The sequence below is a fragment of the Streptomyces sp. NBC_00076 genome, from assembly GCF_045041235.1.
Lineage (GTDB): Bacteria > Actinomycetota > Actinomycetes > Streptomycetales > Streptomycetaceae > Streptomyces.
On the sequence record NZ_CP108242.1, the window covers coordinates 2,023,479 to 2,040,919 of the forward strand.

At 70.3% G+C, this 17,441-nt stretch carries 18 protein-coding genes; 4 read left to right on the top strand and 14 right to left on the bottom strand.

Annotation, left to right across the window (positions count from 1 at the left end):
- Nucleotides 1-45: 45 nt before the first annotated feature.
- From cbiE to OHA64_RS09325, 6 genes are all read right to left on the bottom strand, one after another.
- The gene (gene cbiE, locus OHA64_RS09300; protein WP_405610670.1) at nt 46-1,275 is read right to left on the bottom strand and encodes a precorrin-6y C5,15-methyltransferase (decarboxylating) subunit CbiE; all 1,230 of its coding nucleotides are present in this window, start codon (nt 1,273-1,275) and stop codon (nt 46-48) included.
- A gap of 103 nt (nt 1,276-1,378) precedes the next feature.
- Nucleotides 1,379-2,017, bottom strand: a complete 639-nt coding sequence (locus OHA64_RS09305) for a GNAT family N-acetyltransferase (RefSeq protein WP_405610673.1) — start codon at nt 2,015-2,017, stop codon at nt 1,379-1,381.
- Nucleotides 2,018-2,178: 161 nt separating this feature from the next.
- Nucleotides 2,179-3,003: a MetQ/NlpA family ABC transporter substrate-binding protein gene (locus tag OHA64_RS09310; protein WP_405610676.1), complete on the bottom strand. Its 825-nt coding sequence runs from the start codon at nt 3,001-3,003 to the stop codon at nt 2,179-2,181.
- Nucleotides 3,004-3,069: 66 nt separating this feature from the next.
- Complete coding sequence (locus OHA64_RS09315; RefSeq protein ID WP_405623915.1) at nt 3,070-3,798, bottom strand: methionine ABC transporter permease; 729 nt, start codon at nt 3,796-3,798, stop codon at nt 3,070-3,072.
- A 20-nt stretch (nt 3,799-3,818) separates the two neighbouring features.
- Nucleotides 3,819-4,862 carry a methionine ABC transporter ATP-binding protein gene (locus tag OHA64_RS09320; protein WP_405610679.1) on the bottom strand — a complete coding sequence of 348 codons (1,044 nt, stop codon included), beginning with the start codon at nt 4,860-4,862 and terminating at the stop codon, nt 3,819-3,821.
- 314 nt (nt 4,863-5,176) lie between these two features.
- Nucleotides 5,177-5,827, bottom strand: a complete 651-nt coding sequence (locus OHA64_RS09325; RefSeq protein WP_405610682.1) for an HAD family hydrolase — start codon at nt 5,825-5,827, stop codon at nt 5,177-5,179.
- 69 nt (nt 5,828-5,896) lie between these two features.
- On the opposite strand from OHA64_RS09325, the gene OHA64_RS09330 reads away from it, so the two are divergent.
- A complete protein-coding gene (locus OHA64_RS09330) occupies nt 5,897-6,256 on the top strand; it encodes a hypothetical protein (protein WP_405610685.1) in 360 nt (119 codons plus the stop codon).
- A 1-nt stretch (nt 6,257) separates the two neighbouring features.
- Nucleotides 6,258-6,686: a hypothetical protein gene (locus OHA64_RS09335; protein ID WP_405610688.1), complete on the top strand. Its 429-nt coding sequence runs from the start codon at nt 6,258-6,260 to the stop codon at nt 6,684-6,686.
- Nucleotides 6,687-6,756: 70 nt separating this feature from the next.
- Here OHA64_RS09335 and OHA64_RS09340 read toward each other — a convergent pair whose 3' ends face one another.
- From OHA64_RS09340 to OHA64_RS09350, 3 genes are all read right to left on the bottom strand, one after another.
- Nucleotides 6,757-7,254, bottom strand: coding sequence for a GNAT family N-acetyltransferase (locus OHA64_RS09340; protein WP_405610691.1), 498 nt, complete (start codon nt 7,252-7,254; stop codon nt 6,757-6,759).
- 45 nt (nt 7,255-7,299) lie between these two features.
- Nucleotides 7,300-7,806: a sigma-70 family RNA polymerase sigma factor gene (locus OHA64_RS09345; RefSeq protein WP_405610694.1), complete on the bottom strand. Its 507-nt coding sequence runs from the start codon at nt 7,804-7,806 to the stop codon at nt 7,300-7,302.
- 74 nt (nt 7,807-7,880) lie between these two features.
- A complete protein-coding gene (locus tag OHA64_RS09350) occupies nt 7,881-9,053 on the bottom strand; it encodes a glycerophosphodiester phosphodiesterase (protein ID WP_405610697.1) in 1,173 nt (390 codons plus the stop codon).
- 268 nt (nt 9,054-9,321) lie between these two features.
- Between OHA64_RS09350 and OHA64_RS09355 the strand changes: the two genes are divergently transcribed.
- The gene (locus tag OHA64_RS09355) at nt 9,322-10,083 is read left to right on the top strand and encodes a lysophospholipid acyltransferase family protein (protein WP_405623916.1); all 762 of its coding nucleotides are present in this window, start codon (nt 9,322-9,324) and stop codon (nt 10,081-10,083) included.
- Nucleotides 10,084-10,200: 117 nt separating this feature from the next.
- Here OHA64_RS09355 and OHA64_RS09360 read toward each other — a convergent pair whose 3' ends face one another.
- From OHA64_RS09360 to OHA64_RS09380, 5 genes are all read right to left on the bottom strand, one after another.
- Nucleotides 10,201-11,724 carry an MFS transporter gene (locus OHA64_RS09360; RefSeq protein WP_405610700.1) on the bottom strand — a complete coding sequence of 508 codons (1,524 nt, stop codon included), beginning with the start codon at nt 11,722-11,724 and terminating at the stop codon, nt 10,201-10,203.
- Nucleotides 11,721-12,287, bottom strand: coding sequence for a TetR/AcrR family transcriptional regulator (locus OHA64_RS09365; RefSeq protein ID WP_405610703.1), 567 nt, complete (start codon nt 12,285-12,287; stop codon nt 11,721-11,723). Before OHA64_RS09365 ends, OHA64_RS09360 begins: the two co-directional genes overlap by 4 nt.
- A 90-nt stretch (nt 12,288-12,377) precedes the next feature.
- Nucleotides 12,378-13,349 carry an aldo/keto reductase gene (locus OHA64_RS09370; protein ID WP_405610706.1) on the bottom strand — a complete coding sequence of 324 codons (972 nt, stop codon included), beginning with the start codon at nt 13,347-13,349 and terminating at the stop codon, nt 12,378-12,380.
- A gap of 73 nt (nt 13,350-13,422) precedes the next feature.
- Entirely contained in the window at nt 13,423-14,850 is a 1,428-nt protein-coding gene (gene argH / locus OHA64_RS09375; protein WP_405610709.1) for an argininosuccinate lyase, read from the bottom strand.
- A gap of 98 nt (nt 14,851-14,948) precedes the next feature.
- Nucleotides 14,949-16,142: an argininosuccinate synthase gene (locus OHA64_RS09380; RefSeq protein ID WP_405610712.1), complete on the bottom strand. Its 1,194-nt coding sequence runs from the start codon at nt 16,140-16,142 to the stop codon at nt 14,949-14,951.
- A 196-nt stretch (nt 16,143-16,338) separates the two neighbouring features.
- Between OHA64_RS09380 and OHA64_RS09385 the strand changes: the two genes are divergently transcribed.
- A complete protein-coding gene (locus OHA64_RS09385) occupies nt 16,339-17,295 on the top strand; it encodes a hypothetical protein (RefSeq protein WP_405610715.1) in 957 nt (318 codons plus the stop codon).
- Nucleotides 17,296-17,441 lie beyond the last annotated feature (146 nt).

Genomic DNA, 17,441 nt, shown 5'->3' on the forward strand with positions numbered 1-17,441 from the left:
TACGACGACAGGATCACGGGGACAGGTTCCGGGACCAAGCGGGAATCAGGCCGTGCGGTCCGGCAGCAGGCCGCTGAGCAGGAACGCGACGCTCCGCTCGGTCTCCGTCCAGGCCCGGGTGTCGAGTTCGACGGACTGAACGAGGGCGCACTGCACCTGGTAGCCGTGCTCGGTCAGGTCGCGGCCGACGCGTTCGGCCGCGTCGCGGGTCGCCGCGTGGGTGACGATGCACTGCGGGCGGCGGTCGGCCACGGCCGAGACGACGGCCGCTCCCCCGCCGCCGACACGGACGACGTCCGGTTCGGGAAGGTCCTCCAGGACGTGCGGGGCGGTGCCGCGCACGATCTGCAGCTGGACCCCGAAACCGCGGGCGGCGGCCTCGGTGCGGGCACAGGCGGCGAGGTCCCGGTCGACGGCGATGACCGCGGCGCCGACGCGGGCGGCCTCCGCGGCGAAGGCGCCACTGCCGCAGCCGATGTCCCACACCAGATCGCCGACGCGCGGTCCCAGCCGTGCGAGTTGGGCCGCGCGGAGCAGTTCCGACTCGCCCTCGCCGAGGTCGCCGCCGTACGCCTCGGCGGGCAGCGTCCAGCCACGCGGTCCGGTGCCCGGGTCGCGTCCGGCGATCCAGCCGCCACCCTCGGCGGGGCCGACGGCACCGACGGGGCCGACCGGTCCGCCGATGACGATGACGACGTTGGGGTCGCGCCAGGTGTGGTCGGCGGCCTTGTCGGAGGTGACGACGGTGACCTGTTCGCGTTCGGTGCCGAGTTCCTCGCAGATGACGAAGGTGCGGTGGACGCCCTCCATGAGGAGGCCGAGTTCGGCGGGGCCGGCGCCCGGCGAGGTGAGGACGGCGACCTTGGTGTGGGCGCGGCACACGTTCACCGCGCGCCGCAGGGTGCGCCGGTGTGCGACGACCACCTGTGCGTCGTCCCAGGGCATACCGGCCCGGGCGAAGGCCGCGGCGACCGAGGAGACGGCGGGGACGACTTCGACCTCCAGGCCGAACTCGGGTGCGCGCAGGGTCCGTACGACGCCGAAGAAGCCGGGGTCGCCGTCCGCCAGCACGACGGCGGTGCCGCGGTGGCCGGCGATGCGGCGGGCGGCGAGGGCGGCGCTGCCGAGGCGGATGCGTTCGGCGCCGCGCGGCACCTCGGGGAGCGCCAGGTGGTGGGCGGCTCCGGCCACCAGGGTGGCGGCGCCCAGGGCTGAGCGTGCCGCGGCGGTCAGCGGCGAACCGTCCCAGCCGATCACCGTGACCCGGTCGGCCATCGTCTCTCAGTCTCCAGAGGGGGTGCGCAGGTTGTCAGGCAGCCCGGTTAGCGGGCTCCGTGAGGGTACCTGGTGGAGGTGGCCGGGTCGCGGGACCCCGGGGTCAGTTCCAGTCGGAGAACGAGGTGAAACCGCCCGTGTCGGCCAGCTGCTCGCCCGCTCCGTCCAGGTCCTCGGGAAGCAGGCTCCACACGATGAAGTCGGTGCGGACGTCGCTCCAGGTACCGTCCTCGGCGCGGACGTGCGCTATGCAGGCGTTGCGCAGGACACCTTCGCTGATACTGCCGATCTTCTGGGCGACCTGCTGGGAGGCGGTGTTGTCGGCTGCCGTGTGCATCTCGATACGCTCGAACTTCTGGTCGCCGAGCAGCCATTGGGCGGTGGCGAGGGCTGCTTCGGAGGCGTACCCCTCACCACGGGCCCAGGGGGCGGTGACGTACGACAGTTCGGTGGACCGGATGTGCCAGTTCGTCTTGGCGAGCTGGACGAGGCCGACCAGCCGCTGGGTGAGGAACTCGGTGACCGCGAGGTCGAGTCCACGGCCGGCGGTGCGTTCCGTGGGGGCGTACTCGGTGATCCAGGTGCGGGCCTGGTCCTCGGTGTACGGCTGGGGGACGTCGGTCCAGGCTCCGACCTGTTCGTCGTTCATCATCGCGGCCAGTGCGGGCACGTCGTCCTCGTCAAGGGGACGCAGCACCAACCGCTCCGTGCTGATGGAGATGTTGGGGAAGGTGCTCGTCATGCGCCGCTCCGTAACCGTCGGGAAACCTTCAGCCTGCTGAACTGCCCAGCATGCAGCATGTGCGCGGGAACCCGAACGAGGGGGGTCCACCCCGAGTCATGGGACGGACCCCCTGCGTGGTGATACGCCGTATACGCGCCGTCGGCCGGTGCCGGCCGGTGTCAGAAGGACGCGAGAACGGAGCCGGCGTACTTGTCCTCGATGAACTTCTTGACCTCGGGGGAGGTCAGGAGCTTGGCGAGCTTCTTGACCCGCGGGTCGTCCTGGTTGCCGTCCTTGACGGCGAGGAAGTTGCCGTACGGGTTGTTCTTCGCGGACTCCAGGACCAGGGCGTCGTCGGCGGGCTTGAGGTCGGCCTCGATGGCGTAGTTGCCGTTGATGACGGCCGCGTCCACGTCGTCCAGGGAGCGCGGGGTCTGAGCCGCCTCCAGCTCCTTGAACTTGAGGTTCTTCGGGTTCTTGACGATGTCCGCGGGGGTCGCCTCGTTGCCCGTCCCGGCCTTCAGCGTGATGATCCCGTGGTTGGCGAGCAGCTTGAGCGCCCGCGCCTCGTTGACCGTGTCGTTGGGGACCGCGACGGTCGCGCCGCTCTTCAGGGCCTCGGCGCTCTTGGCCTTGTGGGAGTAGAGGCCCAGCGGTTCCAGGTGGACCGTGACGACGGGCACGATCTTGGTGCCGTTCTTCTCGTTGAAGTCGTCGAGGTACGGCTTGTTCTGGAAGTAGTTGGCGTCCACCGACCCGTCCTCGGTCGAGGGGTTCTGCGTCGTGTAGTCGGTGAACTCCTTGACTTCCAGGTCGAGTCCCGCCTTCTTCGCCAGGTTGTCCTTGACGTAGTTCAGGATCTCGGCGTGCGGGGTCGGGCTCGCGGCGACGACCAGCGGTCCGCTGGTGTCGGCGGAGTCCGTGTCCGAGCCGCAGGCGGTGAGACCCAGGGTGAGGGCTCCGGCGGCGAGGACGGCGGTGGTGAACTTTGCGGTGTTACGCACGAAAAGTGCCTTTCCTTTTGGGTGGAGCGATCCCGTGTTGGGGTGAACGGGAGGACGAGAAGGGCTCTACGCGACCTTGTCGATGCCGGCGGAAGCCGACGCCGACCCCTTCGCCTTCAGCAGGCGCAGCCTCGGGGCGGTGCCCGACTGACCGCCCCGCCTGTGCAGCGAGCGGGCCGCGTAGTCGCCGGCGAACTGGATGACGGAGATGACGACGGCGAGGATCGCCACGGTGATCCACATCAGCTCGGACTCGAAACGCTGGTAGCCGTAGCGGATGGCGATGTCACCGAGACCGCCCGCGCCGACCGTGCCCGCCATCGCGGAGTAGCCGATGAGGGCGACGATCGTGGTCGTGGTGCTGGAGATCAGGGAGGGCAGGGACTCCGGGACGAGCACCCTGCGCACGACGGTCCAGGTGTTGCCGCCCATCGACTGCACGGCCTCGACGAGCCCGCCGTCCACTTCGCGGACAGCCGTCTCGACGAGGCGGGCGAAGAACGGGATGGCACCGATCGCGAGGGGCACGATGGCGGCCTCGCGGCCGATGGTCGTCCCGGTGATCGTGCGTGTGAAGCTCATCAGCGCGACCATGAGGATGATGAACGGCATCGAGCGGGCGATGTTCACGACCTGCCCGATGAGCTTGTTGGCGACGAGGTTCTGGAGCAGTCCGCCGCGGTCGGTGAGGACGAGCAGGATGCCGAGCGGAAGCCCGCCGAGGACGGCGATCAGCGTGGACCAGCCGACCATGTAGAGCGTGTCCCAACACGCCTGTTCCAGCAGGGGCCGCATCGCGGACCAATCAGACCAGGTCACTTGGCACCTTCCTTCACCAGCAGGGGCTCGCGGCCCGCTTCGCCCACCACGTCGATCTGCAGCCCCTTTTCGCGCAGGAACCCGATCGGTACGACGTTGTCCTCGTAGCCGCCGGGCAGTTCGATGCGCATCCGGCCGACCTGGAGGCCGCCGACGGTGTCGATGGCCGCGCCGAGGATCGATATGTCGATGTTGTAGGTACGCGAGAGCTGAGAGATGACCGGCTGGGTCGCGGCCTCACCCTGGAAGGTGACGTCGACGACGGTGCGGTCGGTGTCGGAGACGTCGCCGCTCACCGGGAACAGCGCCGAGGCCAGTTCGGAACCGGGAGTCGCGAGCAGCTCGCTGACCGTGCCGGACTCGACAAGACGGCCGTTCTCCATGAGCGCGGCCGAGTCGCAGATCGACTTCACGACATCCATCTCGTGGGTGATGAGCAGGACGGTCAGGCCCAGTTGCCGGTTCAGGTCGCGCAGCAGCTGGAGGATCGAGCGGGTGGTCTCCGGGTCGAGGGCGCTGGTCGCCTCGTCGGACAGCAGCACCTTGGGGTCGCCGGCCAGCGCGCGGGCGATGCCGACACGCTGCTTCTGGCCGCCGGAGAGCTGGGCCGGGTAGGCCCTGGCCTTGTCGGCGAGTCCGACGAGGTCGAGGAGTTCGAGCGCCTTGCGGGAGCGCTCCTTGCCCGACTTGCCGAGGATCTCCAGCGGCAGCTCGACGTTGTCCTGCACGGTCCGGGAGGACAACAGGTTGAAGTGCTGGAAGACCATGCCGATACGGCTGCGCGCCCGGCGCAGTTCACTGCCCGCACGGGGTCCGCGCCCCGCGAGGGCGGTGAGGTCCTGCCCAGCGACCGTCACCGTGCCGGCGGTGGGTCGCTCCAGCAGGTTGACGCAGCGGATGAGCGAGGACTTGCCGGCGCCGGACTGTCCGATGACGCCGTACACCTCGCCTTCGCGGACATGGAGATCGACGCCGTCGAGGGCGGTGACCTCGCGGCCGCGCGAGCGGTAGACCTTGGTCAGGCCCGATGTGGTGATCACTGGGGTTTCCGTCACTGTCGAGTACGCGGGCGTGGGTGTGCCCTGTACGGGAGATGAAGGGTGCGCGGGCAGTTCGGTCACATACGGCGAACGGCGTACGGACATGCCACGGCGGCTCGCTTCGGGCGAGGCTCAGGGGGCGGCGCGAGGGCCCTCTAGGAGGCGCACATTCGACACATACAACGAGCACCGGGCGTCAGGGTCGCCTCGGTCGCAGGGATGCGGCTGCTCGTGGTGGTCATGCGATCAGTAAAGCAGACGTATGCACGCGACCAAGAACCGCTGTCCGAATGACGGACGGCGGTGGACTGCCGTCAGTCCCGCACGGAGATCTCGACACCCGCCGCGGTGACCAGGGCGGACAGCGCGGACAGGTCCTTGACCACGAGGTCGGCGGTCAGCTCCTGGGCCTGGTGGGTTGTGGCCAGTGCCACGGTGGTCATCCCGGCCGCGCGGCCCGCCTGGAGTCCGGCCGGGGCGTCCTCGAAGACGACGCACCGGGCCGGGTCGACGCCCAGTTGGCGGGCGGCGAGGAGGTAGGGCTCGGGGTCGGGCTTGCCGCGCGTGATGTCGTCGGCGGCGACCAGGGTCTTGGGGAGGATGCCGACGGCGTCGAGGCGGGCCTCGGCCAGCCGGCGGGTGGCCGAGGTGACGACGGCCCAGCGGTCGGCGGGCAGCGCGTCGAGGAAGTCCCGGGTACCGGGCAGCAACCGGACCCCGTCGTTCGGTACGTCCTCCACCTCCAGCTCCTCGATCCGCGCGACGGCCTGCGGGACCACCTCGGCGGGCAGCAGCTCGGCGGCTATCTCCGCGGCCGGCCGTCCGTGCAGTTCGACGCGGGCGAAGTCCTCGGCGGTGATCCCGTACTCCATGGCCCACCGCGTCCAGCAGCGGTCCACGGAGGCGAGGGAGGAGACGAGGGTTCCGTCGTTGTCGAACAGGAGGGCTTGTGCGCGGATCTTCATGCCCCCGACCCTACGGCGCATCCCGGGGTCGGCGGCATCGGGTCTTTTGGCCCGTAATAGGGTCGCGGCATGCTTGATGCCCTGACGCTGGTGACCGGCGTCGCCGCACTTGTGCTGGCCGCGTGGTGCGGCTGGGCCGCCTACCGTGATCAGCCGACGAAGGACTGGCACTTCATCGGGATGGCCGTGGTGTCGGTGCTGGCCCTGGTGCAGTTGGTGATCGGGATCGTGCAGCTGGCACGGGGCGACAAGCCGGACCAGGGCACGACGATCTTCGTGGCGTATCTGCTGGGCGCGTTCGCGTGCGTCCCCGCCGCCGGGTTCATGTCGCTGGCCGAGCGGACCCGTTGGGGATCGGTCACCGTGGCGGCCGGCGGTGTGGTGTTGGCGGTGCTGGAGGTGCGGCTCTATGACATCTGGGGAGGCTGAGATGGCGGCCACACGGGAGAAGCCGGCGCGCAACCGGCTGATCAGTGGGCCGGGGACGCTGCTCGTGTGGCTGTACGGCGTGATGGTCGTCGGCGCGGTGTCGCGCTCGGTCTACCAGATCGCCACGGAGTTCGACCGGGCGCCGCTCGCGTACTCGCTGTCGGCCGTCGCGGGGTTGGTGTACGGGTTCATCACGTACTCACTGGTGCGGGGTGGGGAGCAGGCACGCAGGGCGGCCTTGGTGTGCTGCGCCGCGGAGTTGGTGGGGGTGCTGACCGTCGGCACCTGGGCGTTGGTCGATCCGTCCGCTTTTCCGGACCAGACCGTGTGGTCCGACTACGGGATGGAGTACCTCTTCATTCCCGTGATCCTGCCGATCTCCGCGCTGTACTGGTTGCGGAAGGCGGCGCGACAGGAAGATGCCGCCTGACGGTGGTCGGGCGGCATCCGGTCATCCGTGACGGGTCACGCGTGGCTCCCGGGCCCCTCGGGGCAGGGTGTCACGCCGTCGCCGCGTAGGCGCCCGCCGGCTTCTCGAGGACAATCATCTCGACGCCGTCCGCGCCCTGGGCCATGCCCACCGTCTGGTAGCCACCCCGGCGGTACAGGCTGAGGTTGCTCTCGCTGCGGTGGCCCGTGTGGAGGCGGAAGCTGGTGGCGCCGCGCTCCCCGGCCAGCGCCGACTCGGCCGCGCGCAGCAGCCGAGCGCCGATGCCGTGCCCCTGGAGGCGAGGATGGACGCAGAGCCTGCCGATGGAGGCCGAACCGTCGTCGATGACCCGGCCGCGCACCGAGCCGACCACCTCGTCGCCCAGCCGCGCCACGAAGACGCAGTCCGTGACGACCTCTCCGCGGAGCTCGTCCAGGGTCTGGACGAGCGGATCGATGCGGTAGTTGCCGTACAGCGCCGCCTCACTCTGGAAGCACAGGTACTGCAGCTTGAAGATCTGCTCCGCGTCCTGCTCGGTCGCCGCAGAGATGGTCACGCTCATGCCCATGTGCGCACGCCTCCCGCTCACCTGATCGCCTGTTGTTCCTCACTCCTATCCCCGCACTCCGTGGGCCGCAACCTCCGGCGCGAGCAAACGACGCAGACATCCCAGACATCTGGAACGTTCCGGACCGAGACTGCCCTGTGAGATACCCAACTCCCCCGCGATCTCGCGGTAGGTGAGGTCCCTCGGCGACAGGAGCGCCTCCATCAGACGGGGGCAGCGGCCGGGCAGACGGCGTACGGCGTCGCGCAGGGCCCGGCGACGGGCCGCGGCGAGCGCCAGCTGTTCGGGGGTGACCTCGCCGTCGTCGGCCGGTTCGGCCTCGTACGGCCCTTCCCGGCGGTGCGTACGGCGGGTGCGGCGGGACTCGGAGCGGACGGCGCGGCGGAGCCAGTCGTACGGGTCGAGGGGTGGTCCCTGGACGTGCAGGCGTTCCAGGAGACGGAGCCAGACCGCCTGCTCCAGGTCGCCGGGCTCCGTTCCGGTGGCATGCGCCTCCGCCGAGGCTTCGGCGGTGAGCAGCGGGCGCAGGGCGGTGAGCAGGTCGTGCGTCATACGCGGAGCAACGCGGCCGTCCGGGCGGCGGGTTGCCCGGACGGCCGGATGTCACCCCAAACAGGGCCGTCGGCTCAGTCGTTGACGAAGTCCGCGCGGGCCAGCAGACCGGTGTCCGGGTTGTCGGTGAAGACTCCGTCGATGCCTGTGGCGAAGTAGACCTGGAAGGCGCCGAAGGCGTCGCCGTACGCGTCCGCGTCCGTGCCCTTGCGGAAGTCCGCGGGCAGGAAGGGGTTCTCGTTGCGCATGGTGTACGGGTGCAGCACCAGGCCGACCGCGTGGGCGTCCTTCACCAGGGTGGTCGGCGTGGTGAGCCGGCCGCCGGCGTCCTTCGGGATGACCAGGTCCAGGGTCGGGCCGATGCCCTGGGCGTAGCCGGCGATCTCCCTCAGGCCCTTGCGGGTGACGAGGTCGGCGACCGTGCGCGGGTCACCGGTCTCGACGAAGTCCCAGGGGCGGCTGTCGGCCGAGGAGAGAAGCACCGCCAGCGGGTTGTCGACGAGCTTGTTCAGGCGCTGGATGCTGGTCGGTTCGAAGGACTGCAGGATGACCGGCGAGTTCCGCTTGTCCTTGCCGTATTTGCGCAGCAGCTTGGCGACCCGCTCCTCCAGGCCCAGGCCCAGCTTGCGGAAGTACGTGGGGTGCTTGGTCTCGGGGTAGATCCAGACCTGCCTGCCGCGCTTACGGGTCTGCTCGTCCTGCCACTTCAGGACCTCCTCGAAGGTGGGGATCTCCCAGCGGCCGTCGTAGAGGGTGTTGTGCGGGCGGTTGGCCGGGATGCGCTCGATCGCGCGGAGCGTCTTCAGCTCGGCGAGGGTGAAGTCCTCGGTGAACCAGCCGGTGGTGGAGACGCCGTCGAGGACCTTGGTGGTCTTGCGGCCCGCGAACTCGGGGTGGTGCGCGACGTCCGTGGTGCCGCCGATCTCCGGCTCGTGGCGGCAGACGAGGTGACCGTCCTTGGTCGGCACCAGGTCGCCGGCCTCGACGATGTCGGCGCCCAGATCGAGAGCCAGCTGGTAGGAGCCGAAGGTGTGTTCGGGGCGATAGCCGCTCGCGCCGCGGTGGCCGATGATCGTGGGGACCGGCAGGCTCCGCACCCCGCCGCCGTGTCCCGCGCCCGCCGCTCTCGCGGTGCCGGACAGTCCGAGGACCGCTCCGCCCGCGCCGAGCACCGCGGCACCGAGCAGCGCCCGGCGTCCCGTGCGCGCCTGCTCGGTCGACTCGTGCTGCGACTCCTGCGTTGCCATGAGCGCCCTTTCTGCCGTCGGCTCGTGGATGCGCGCCGATCGTAGGTGCGCGCACATGGCGGGCGGGAGACCCGCGGCGGAACACGCGGGTGACACCGGATGTCGTATGGGAACAGATGTCTGATGAATCGTCGGCTTCATGGCCACGCTGACGGGTACGCGACCTCTGTCACATCGTTCCGGCCGGGTTTCCGCCGGGCAACGGCGTGCCGCCGCAGGTAAACCAGCGTCAACAGTACGTAAGACCTCGGTGAACGCCCCGTGCCCGATGTGCGCGAGCCCCCGGACCGCGAGTAATGTCCTCACCTGCACGGACTCATACAGATTCGCTCGCCATCTCTTGACACCGGAGGGCCCGTTGTCCCGCTTCGCGTTCATCAAGGCAGTGCTCGGACCGATCATGCGCCTGATGTTCCGCCCACAGGTGGAGGGCGCGGAGCACATCCCGGGCGAGGGTCCGGTGATCCTGGCCGGCAACCATCTGACGTTCATCGACTCGATGATCATGCCGCTCTTCTGCGACCGGCAGGTCTTCTTCATCGGCAAGGACGAGTACGTCACCGGCAAGGGCCTCAAGGGCCGCCTGATGGCCTGGTTCTTCACGGGCTGCGGCATGATCCCGGTCGACCGGGACGGCGGCCGCGGCGGTGTCGCGGCGCTGATGACCGGCCGCCGGGTGCTGGAGGAGGGCAAGGTCTTCAGCATCTACCCGGAGGGCACCCGCTCCCCCGACGGCCGGCTCTACCGGGGCCGTACGGGCATCGCCCGACTGGCCATGATGACGGGCGCGCCCGTCGTGCCGTTCGCCATCATCGGCACGGACAAGATCCAGCCCGGCGGCGCCGGCTTCCCGCGCCCCGGCCGGGTCACGGTCCGCTTCGGCGAGGCGATGGAGTTCTCCCGCTACGAGGGCATGGACCGCGACCGCTACGTCCTGCGGGCCGTGACCGACTCCGTGATGACCGAGGTCATGCGGCTGTCCGGCCAGGAGTACGTGGACATGTACGCCACCAAGGCGAAGGCCGCGTAGCGCTCCGCCGGGTTGGGCGGGGGCGGCGCGGGGAGCTGCGGCTGCGTTGTGGGTGCGGGTCCGCTGTGGCTGGTCGCGCCCACGGGCGGAGCCGCACATCGACACAGCCCCGCACCCCTAGGGCGTGCTGTCCAGCCGTTGTCCTCGGAGCAGGAACCATGCCGCTACCGCCGCCGCGAGGAGTACCGCCGCGCCGACTCCCGATGCCAGGGCGAGGCCGTCCACGAAGGACGTACGGGCCGCGTTCAGGAGCGTCTTTGATGTCTGCGCCGGCAGGCCCGCCGCCGCCTCCACCGCTCCGCCGAGCGACTCGTGGGCCTCGGCCGGTGTGCCCACCGGGCCCGTGAAGTCACGGTAGACGCCCGTGACGATCGAGCCGAGTACGGCGATGCCGAGGGCGGCGCCGAGTTCGTAGGCCGTCTCCGAGACCGCGGACGCGGAGCCCGCCTGTTCCTTGGGTACGGACCCGAGGATCACGTCGGCGGTCACGGTGAAGGAGAAGCCCGCGCCGACGCCGACGATGAGCAGCGCGGCCCCGAGCAGCGGATAGCCCGTGGACTGGTCGATGACGGTGAGCGAGGCCAGGGCTAGACCGACGGCCGCGAGTCCGCCGGCGACGACGGACCGCACCGAGAAGCGCCGGGCCACGGAGCCGGCGATCAGGCCCGCCACCACCGCGCCGACGGCGGCGGGCAGTTCGGCCAAGCCTGCCTCCAACGGTCCCCTGCCCTGCACGAGTTGCAGGTACTGGGAGAGGAAGAACACCAGCCCCGACAGTCCGAGGACGGTCAGCAGGTCGGCCAGCACCGCGCCGCTGAAGCCACGGTCGCGGAACAGCCGCATGTCCAGCAGCGGGGTCGGCAGGGTGAGCTGACGGTGTACGAAGCCGTAGAGCGCGCCCGCGCCCAGCAGGGCCGAGGCGAGCGTCTCCCAGGTGATGCCGTGGGTCGCGGCCTCCTTGACCGCGTACACCAGGCCGATCATGCCGACCAGCGAGAGGACGACGCTGCGCATGTCCCACGGACCGGGACGCGGATTCCGCGACTCGGGCAGCAGCTTGCTGCCGACGAGGACCAGGACCACCATCACGGGCAGGTTGACCAGGAAGACCGATCCCCACCAGAAGTGCTCGAGCAGGAAGCCGCCGGCGATCGGCCCGATGGCCGTTCCCGCGGACGCGGTCGCGCCCCAGATCCCGACGGCCAGGCTGCGTTCGCGCCGGTCGTGGAAGAGGTTGCGGATCAGAGCCAGGGTGGCGGGCATCAGGGTCGCGCCTGCGACGCCCAGCAGGGCCCGGGCGACGATCATCAGCTCGGGTGTCGTGGCGTAGGCGTTGAGGACGGATATCGCCCCGAACGCGGTGGCGCCGACGAGCAGGATCCGCTTGCGGCCGATGCGGTCGCCGAGGCTACCCATGGAGACGAGCAGACCGGCGATGACGAAGGAGTAGACGTCACCGATCCACAGGAGCTGGGTGCCGGTGGGATTCAGATCCTCGCTGATGTAGGGGGTCGCGAGACCGAGAACGGTCGCGTCGACGGCCACCAGCAGCACGGCGAGCACGAGGACGGACAGCGCGAGCCAGCGGCCGGGACGCTTCACCGCCTCGGTCGGGTTCGCCTGCTGCAGGGTGCTGGTCATGATTCCTCTCTTTGGGGTTCGTCTCGTCGTAGTGCGCCGCCGAGCAGCAGCTCGGTGATCATGTGGGTGAAGTCGTTGGGAGCGACCCTGCCGTCCGCCACCGCCCAGGCACCGGCGGCCATCAGGCCGTAGAGCGCCTCGGTGAGCCAGCCGGGGGTCAGGTCGATGCGGAACTCGCCGGTCGACTGGCCGCGCCGGAACAGCGCGGCGATCCGGGCGTCCAGGCGGGACCAGCCCTCGTTCTGTTCCTCGCCCTCGAACAGTTGGTTCTCGCTGTAGAGGAAGGCGAGCAGGCCGGCGGCGGGTTCGAGTTCCCGCACGAATCTGCGCAGGGCCTCCTGGGCCGAGCCGTCGTCGAGCCGGGCCGCGACCGCCGCCGCCTCGCACTCCGCGATGCCGAGCGCCTCCAACGCCCGGACGAGCGCGTCGCGGCCGGCGAACTGGCGGTGCAGTGTGGCCCGGCTGATCCCGGCCGCCTTGGCGACCTCGTCCATGGTCGCGGTGGATTTACGGGTCAGCAGGGCCGCGGCACTGCGCAGCACATGGTCACGATCGACAGCCATGAGACGAGGGTAGACCACATGAGACACACTTGTCTCACCATAGGCATACGTGACTCATCGCCGCAGGTCGACGAGGGTCCCTCAGTGTCCTCAGTGCCAGGGCAGCTGCGCGCGCTTGTCCCAGTAGGCGCGCGGGTCCTCCGCCAGCGTCGCCAGACGCGCGAGCTGCTCCTCCTCCAGGTCGACCACCGCCCCGTGCAGGTTGGACGCGAGCTGGTTGGTCGTGGCGGCGCCGGAGAGCACCACACCGGCCCAGGGCTGACGCAGGACGAGTGCGAGGGCGACCGCGTCACAGCCGAGGGAGGTCGCCGCGCCCACCGCCTTCAGGGCGTCCGGCGCATGGGGTTCGGCCAGCCGCCCGTTGGCCATGGCCTCCTTGACGATCACCGTGAGACCGGCGTCGTGCGCCTCGGCGAGGGCCGGTCCGGCCGAGGTCTCCAGGGCGTTGTAGGTGGACTGGACGGTACGGAAGAGGGGCTCGCCGTCGACCGTCACCGCGAGCGCGGCGCGGATGGCGTCGGCCTGTGCGGGGCCGCTGGTGGAGAAGCCGACGCTCACGCCCCGGGCGGCCGCCTCCGCCAGCTTCGCGTGGAGTTCCTTGTCGGTGAGGGCCGGACTGTCGGGGGTCACCGAGTGGATCTGGTAGAGGTCGAGCCGGTCACCGAGCAGGGCGTCGGTCTCGGCGCGCTGCCGTTCGTACGTCTGGACACCGTGGTCCTTGACCTCGTGCTCCTCGGCCTCGGCGCTCCAGCCCGCCGTGTAGGTGTAGCCCCACTTGCTGCCGACCACGATGTCGGTGAAGCTGGGCCGGGCGTTCAGCCAGTCCGCGAGGAACTCCTCCGAACGGCCGTAGGAGCGGGCCACGTCGAAGTAGCGCACGCCCTGGGCGTATGCGGCGTCGAGAAGTTCGTGGGTGCGGGCGCGCAGGGCGTCGACGCTGCGGACGGGCGGCAGGTCCTGGTCCCGGCCGAGGTTGATGTAACCGGGGCGGCCGACGGCGGCTAGACCCAGGCCGATGTGGCAGGTGGGGGTCGTTGCTGAGGCCAGTCGGGCGAAGGGCATCGCGAGCTCCGTTCGGTCGGTCCTTGCGGCTTGCGACCAACGTACCCGCGATGCCCCGGCCTCACCCGACCTGCTACTTCTTGGCGTTTGCCCACGCGTGCTGGGCCGCCACGTCGGCCTGGACCTCCGCGAGCTGGACGGCGACCGCGCTGGGCGCCGTACCGCCGCGGCCGTCGCGGGAGGCGAGGGCACCGGCGACGTTGAGGACGGACCGCACCTCGGGCCTCAGATGGGCGGAGATCTTCGCGAACTGCTCGTCGGTCAGCTCGTCCAGCTCCTTGCCCTCGGCCTCCGCGACCTTGACGCACTCGCCCGCGACCTCGTGCGCGACCCGGAACGGCACTCCCTGCTTGACCAGCCACTCGGCGATGTCGGTGGCGAGCGAGAAGCCGGCCGGGGCCAGCTCCTCCATGCGCTCACGGTGGACGGTGAGGGTGGCGACCATGCCGGTGAAGGCGGGGAGCAGCACCTCCAACTGGTCGCAGGAGTCGAAGACCGGCTCCTTGTCCTCCTGGAGGTCGCGGTTGTACGCGAGCGGGAGGGCCTTGAGGGTCGCCATCAGGCCGGTCAGGTTGCCGATCAGACGGCCCGACTTGCCGCGCGCCAGTTCGGCGATGTCGGGGTTCTTCTTCTGCGGCATGATCGACGAGCCCGTGGAGAACGCGTCGTGGAGGGTCACGAAGGAGAACTCCTTCGTGTTCCACAGGATGATCTCCTCCGAGATGCGGGAGAGGTTCACCCCGATCATCGCGGTGATGAAGGCGAACTCCGCCACGAAGTCGCGGGACGCCGTGCCGTCGATGGAGTTGCCGACGCTGCCGTGCTCGAAGCCGAGGTCCTCGGCGACCGCCTCCGGGTCCAGGCCGAGGGAGGAACCCGCGAGGGCGCCGGAGCCGTACGGCGACACGGCCGTCCGCTCGTCCCACTGGCGCAGGCGTTCGGCGTCCCGGGCCAGGGGCTGGACGTGCGCGAGGACGTGGTGGGCGAAGAGGACCGGCTGGGCGTGCTGGAGGTGGGTGCGGCCGGGCATCGCCACGTCCGGGTGGGCCTGGGCCAGGCCGATCAGCGCGTCCTGGAGGTCGGCGATCAGACCGCCGATGATCCGGGCGTGGTCGCGCAGGTACATCCGGAAGAGGGTCGCGACCTGGTCGTTCCTCGACCGTCCCGCGCGCAGCTTGCCTCCGAGGTCGGGGCCGAGGCGTTCCAGGAGGCCGCGCTCCAGGGCGGTGTGGACGTCCTCGTCGGCGATCGTGCCGACGAAGTCGCCGGCGGCGACGTCCGCTTCGAGCTGGTCGAGCCCGGCGAGCATCCGGGTCAGCTCGTCCTCGGTGAGCAGGCCCGCCTTGTGCAGCACGCGCGCGTGGGCGCGCGAACCGGCGATGTCGTAGGGCGCGAGCCGCCAGTCGAAGTGGACGGACGCGGACAGCTTCGCCAGGGCCTCGGCGGGACCGTCGGCGAAACGGCCGCCCCAGAGCCGTACGTCACCGCTGTTGCTGCTCACTTGCGTTGCTCCTCGAAGATGGTGGATGTGCGACCGCCTCCCTGCGGACAGACAGGGAGGCGGTCATCACGCTACTGGTTGCGCGAGATCCTGACCGGTTACGCGAGATCCCGCTGCGCCGCGATCTTCGACGAGAGGCTGTAGATGTCGATGAAGCCCTTGGCCGCGGCCTGGTCGAAGGTGTCGCCGGTGTCGTAGGTGGCGAGGTTGAAGTCGTACAGCGACGACTGGGAGCGCCGGCCGGTGACGACCGCGCGGCCGCCGTGCAGAGTCATCCGGATGTCGCCGGAGACGTACTGGTTGGCCTCGTCGATGAAGCCGTCCAAGGCGCGCTTGAGCGGGGAGAACCACTGGCCGTCGTAGACCAGTTCGCCCCAGCGCTGCTCGACCTGCCGCTTGTAGCGGGCGAGTTCGCGCTCGACGGTGACGTTCTCCAGCTCCTGGTGGGCGGTGATCAGCGCGATCGCGCCCGGGGCCTCGTACACCTCGCGGGACTTGATGCCCACCAGGCGGTCCTCGACCATGTCGATCCGGCCTACGCCCTGGGCGCCGGCGCGCTCGTTGAGCTGCTGGATGGCCTGGAGCACGGTGACCGGTGTGCCGTCGAGAGCGACCGGGACGCCCTCCTTGAAGGTGATGACCACCTCGTCGGCCTCGCGCGGGGCGGCCGGGTTCGAGGTGTACTCGTAGATGTCCTCGATCGGGGCGTTCCAGATGTCCTCCAGGAAGCCCGTCTCGACCGCGCGTCCGAAGACGTTCTGGTCGATGGAGTACGGGGACTTCTTGGAGGTCGCGATCGGGAGCTGCTTCTCCTCGCAGAACGCGATGGCCTTGTCACGGGTCATCGCGTAGTCGCGGACCGGGGCGATGCACTTGAGGTCGGGGGCGAGAGCGACGATGCCGGCCTCGAAGCGGACCTGGTCGTTGCCCTTGCCGGTGCAGCCGTGGGCGACCGTGGTGGCGCCGTGCTTCTGGGCGGCGGCCACCAGGTGCTTCACGATGGTCGGCCGGGAGAGCGCGGAGACCAGCGGGTAGCGGTCCATGTAGAGGGCGTTGGCCTTGATCGCCGGCAGGCAGTACTCCTCGGCGAACTCGTCCCGGGCGTCCGCGACCTCGGCCTCGACGGCTCCGCAGGCGAGGGCGCGCTTGCGGATGACGTCCAGGTCCTCGCCGCCCTGGCCGACGTCGACCGCGACGGCGATCACCTCGGCACCCGTCTCCTCGGCGATCCAGCCGATGGCGACGGAGGTGTCCAGTCCGCCTGAGTAGGCGAGTACGACGCGCTCGGCCACGGGTTTCTCCTCCACACTGCATTCGCTGACATGCATGAGTATGCAGAACTCTGCATGATTCGTCAATCCGGACGGGCGAGTGCAGGAAATGTGCCGGACCTTTGAACACGAGAAACCGCTTACCCGTATCTCTCGCCGAACGCAGGCGCCGCGTTTTGTCAACGACGAGACCCCCCGACCCGAGTGAGGCATCCGCATGTCCAGGGCTCTTCCGAAGTACAACAAGCGTCGCGTCGCGTTGATCGGCGGCGCGGCCGCGGTGGTGCTGTCCGGCGCCGTGATCGCCGGCTCCGCCCTCGCCGGGGAGACGCCCGGCTCGTCGAAGAGCGGCAGCACGAACGCCAAGACGCTGGCCGACCCGGGCTCCATCACCTGCCCGGACGTCGCCTCCCAGCTGCCCGAGATCCCGGCCTCCGCGCAGGCCGAGGTGGACCGCAACCTGACCCTGCTGCAGACCCAGCTCGACGAGGCCAACAAGCGGCTCGTGGACACGGTCGGCCAGGGCGGAGCCAACTTCGTCCAGAACGCGATCCTCGGCCCGCTGGAGGACAAGCGCGTCTCCACCGTCAACCGCATCGCCACCGCGATCGGCCGCACCGCCGAGAAGCCCCAGGGCCTCGACGCGCTCGCGCCCTGCGCGCTGAACGGCGGGGGCGCCGCCGAGGCGGAAGCGGGTGCGGAAGCGGGTGCCGAGGCCGGTGCCGGCGCGGAAGCGGGTGCGGAAGCGGGTGCCGAGGCCGGTGCCGGCGCGGAAGCCGGCGCCGAGGCCGGCGCGGGTGCGGAAGCCGGTGCGGGAGCCGGTGCGGAAGCCGGCGCCGAGGCGGGCGCTGGAGCCGAAGCGGGCGGCGAGGCCGGCGCGGCGGGGACCATCAGCTGCCCCGACGTCGCGTCGCAGCTGCCCGAGATCCCGGCCTCCGCGCAGGCCGAGGTGGACCGCAACCTGACCCTCCTCGACACGCAGATCCAGGAGGCCAACAAGCGCCTCGTGGACACGGTCGGCCAGGGCGGACCGAACTTCGTCCAGAACGCGATCCTCGGCCCGCTGGAGGACAAGCGCGTCTCCACCGTCAACCGCATCGCCACCGCGATCGGCCGCACCGCCGAGAAGCCCCAGGGCCTGGACGCCCTGGCCACCTGCACGCTCAACCAGTAGTGACGTGACAGGCGCCGCGGCCGCCCTGTGCGAGTACCGGCCGGGGCGGCCGCGGACGTCTTCACCCGGACGTCTGCGCGCGGACGTACGAGCACGTCTTCACGAGGACGACTCCAGGAGGCACGCCCATGCGGGCGTCACCACGG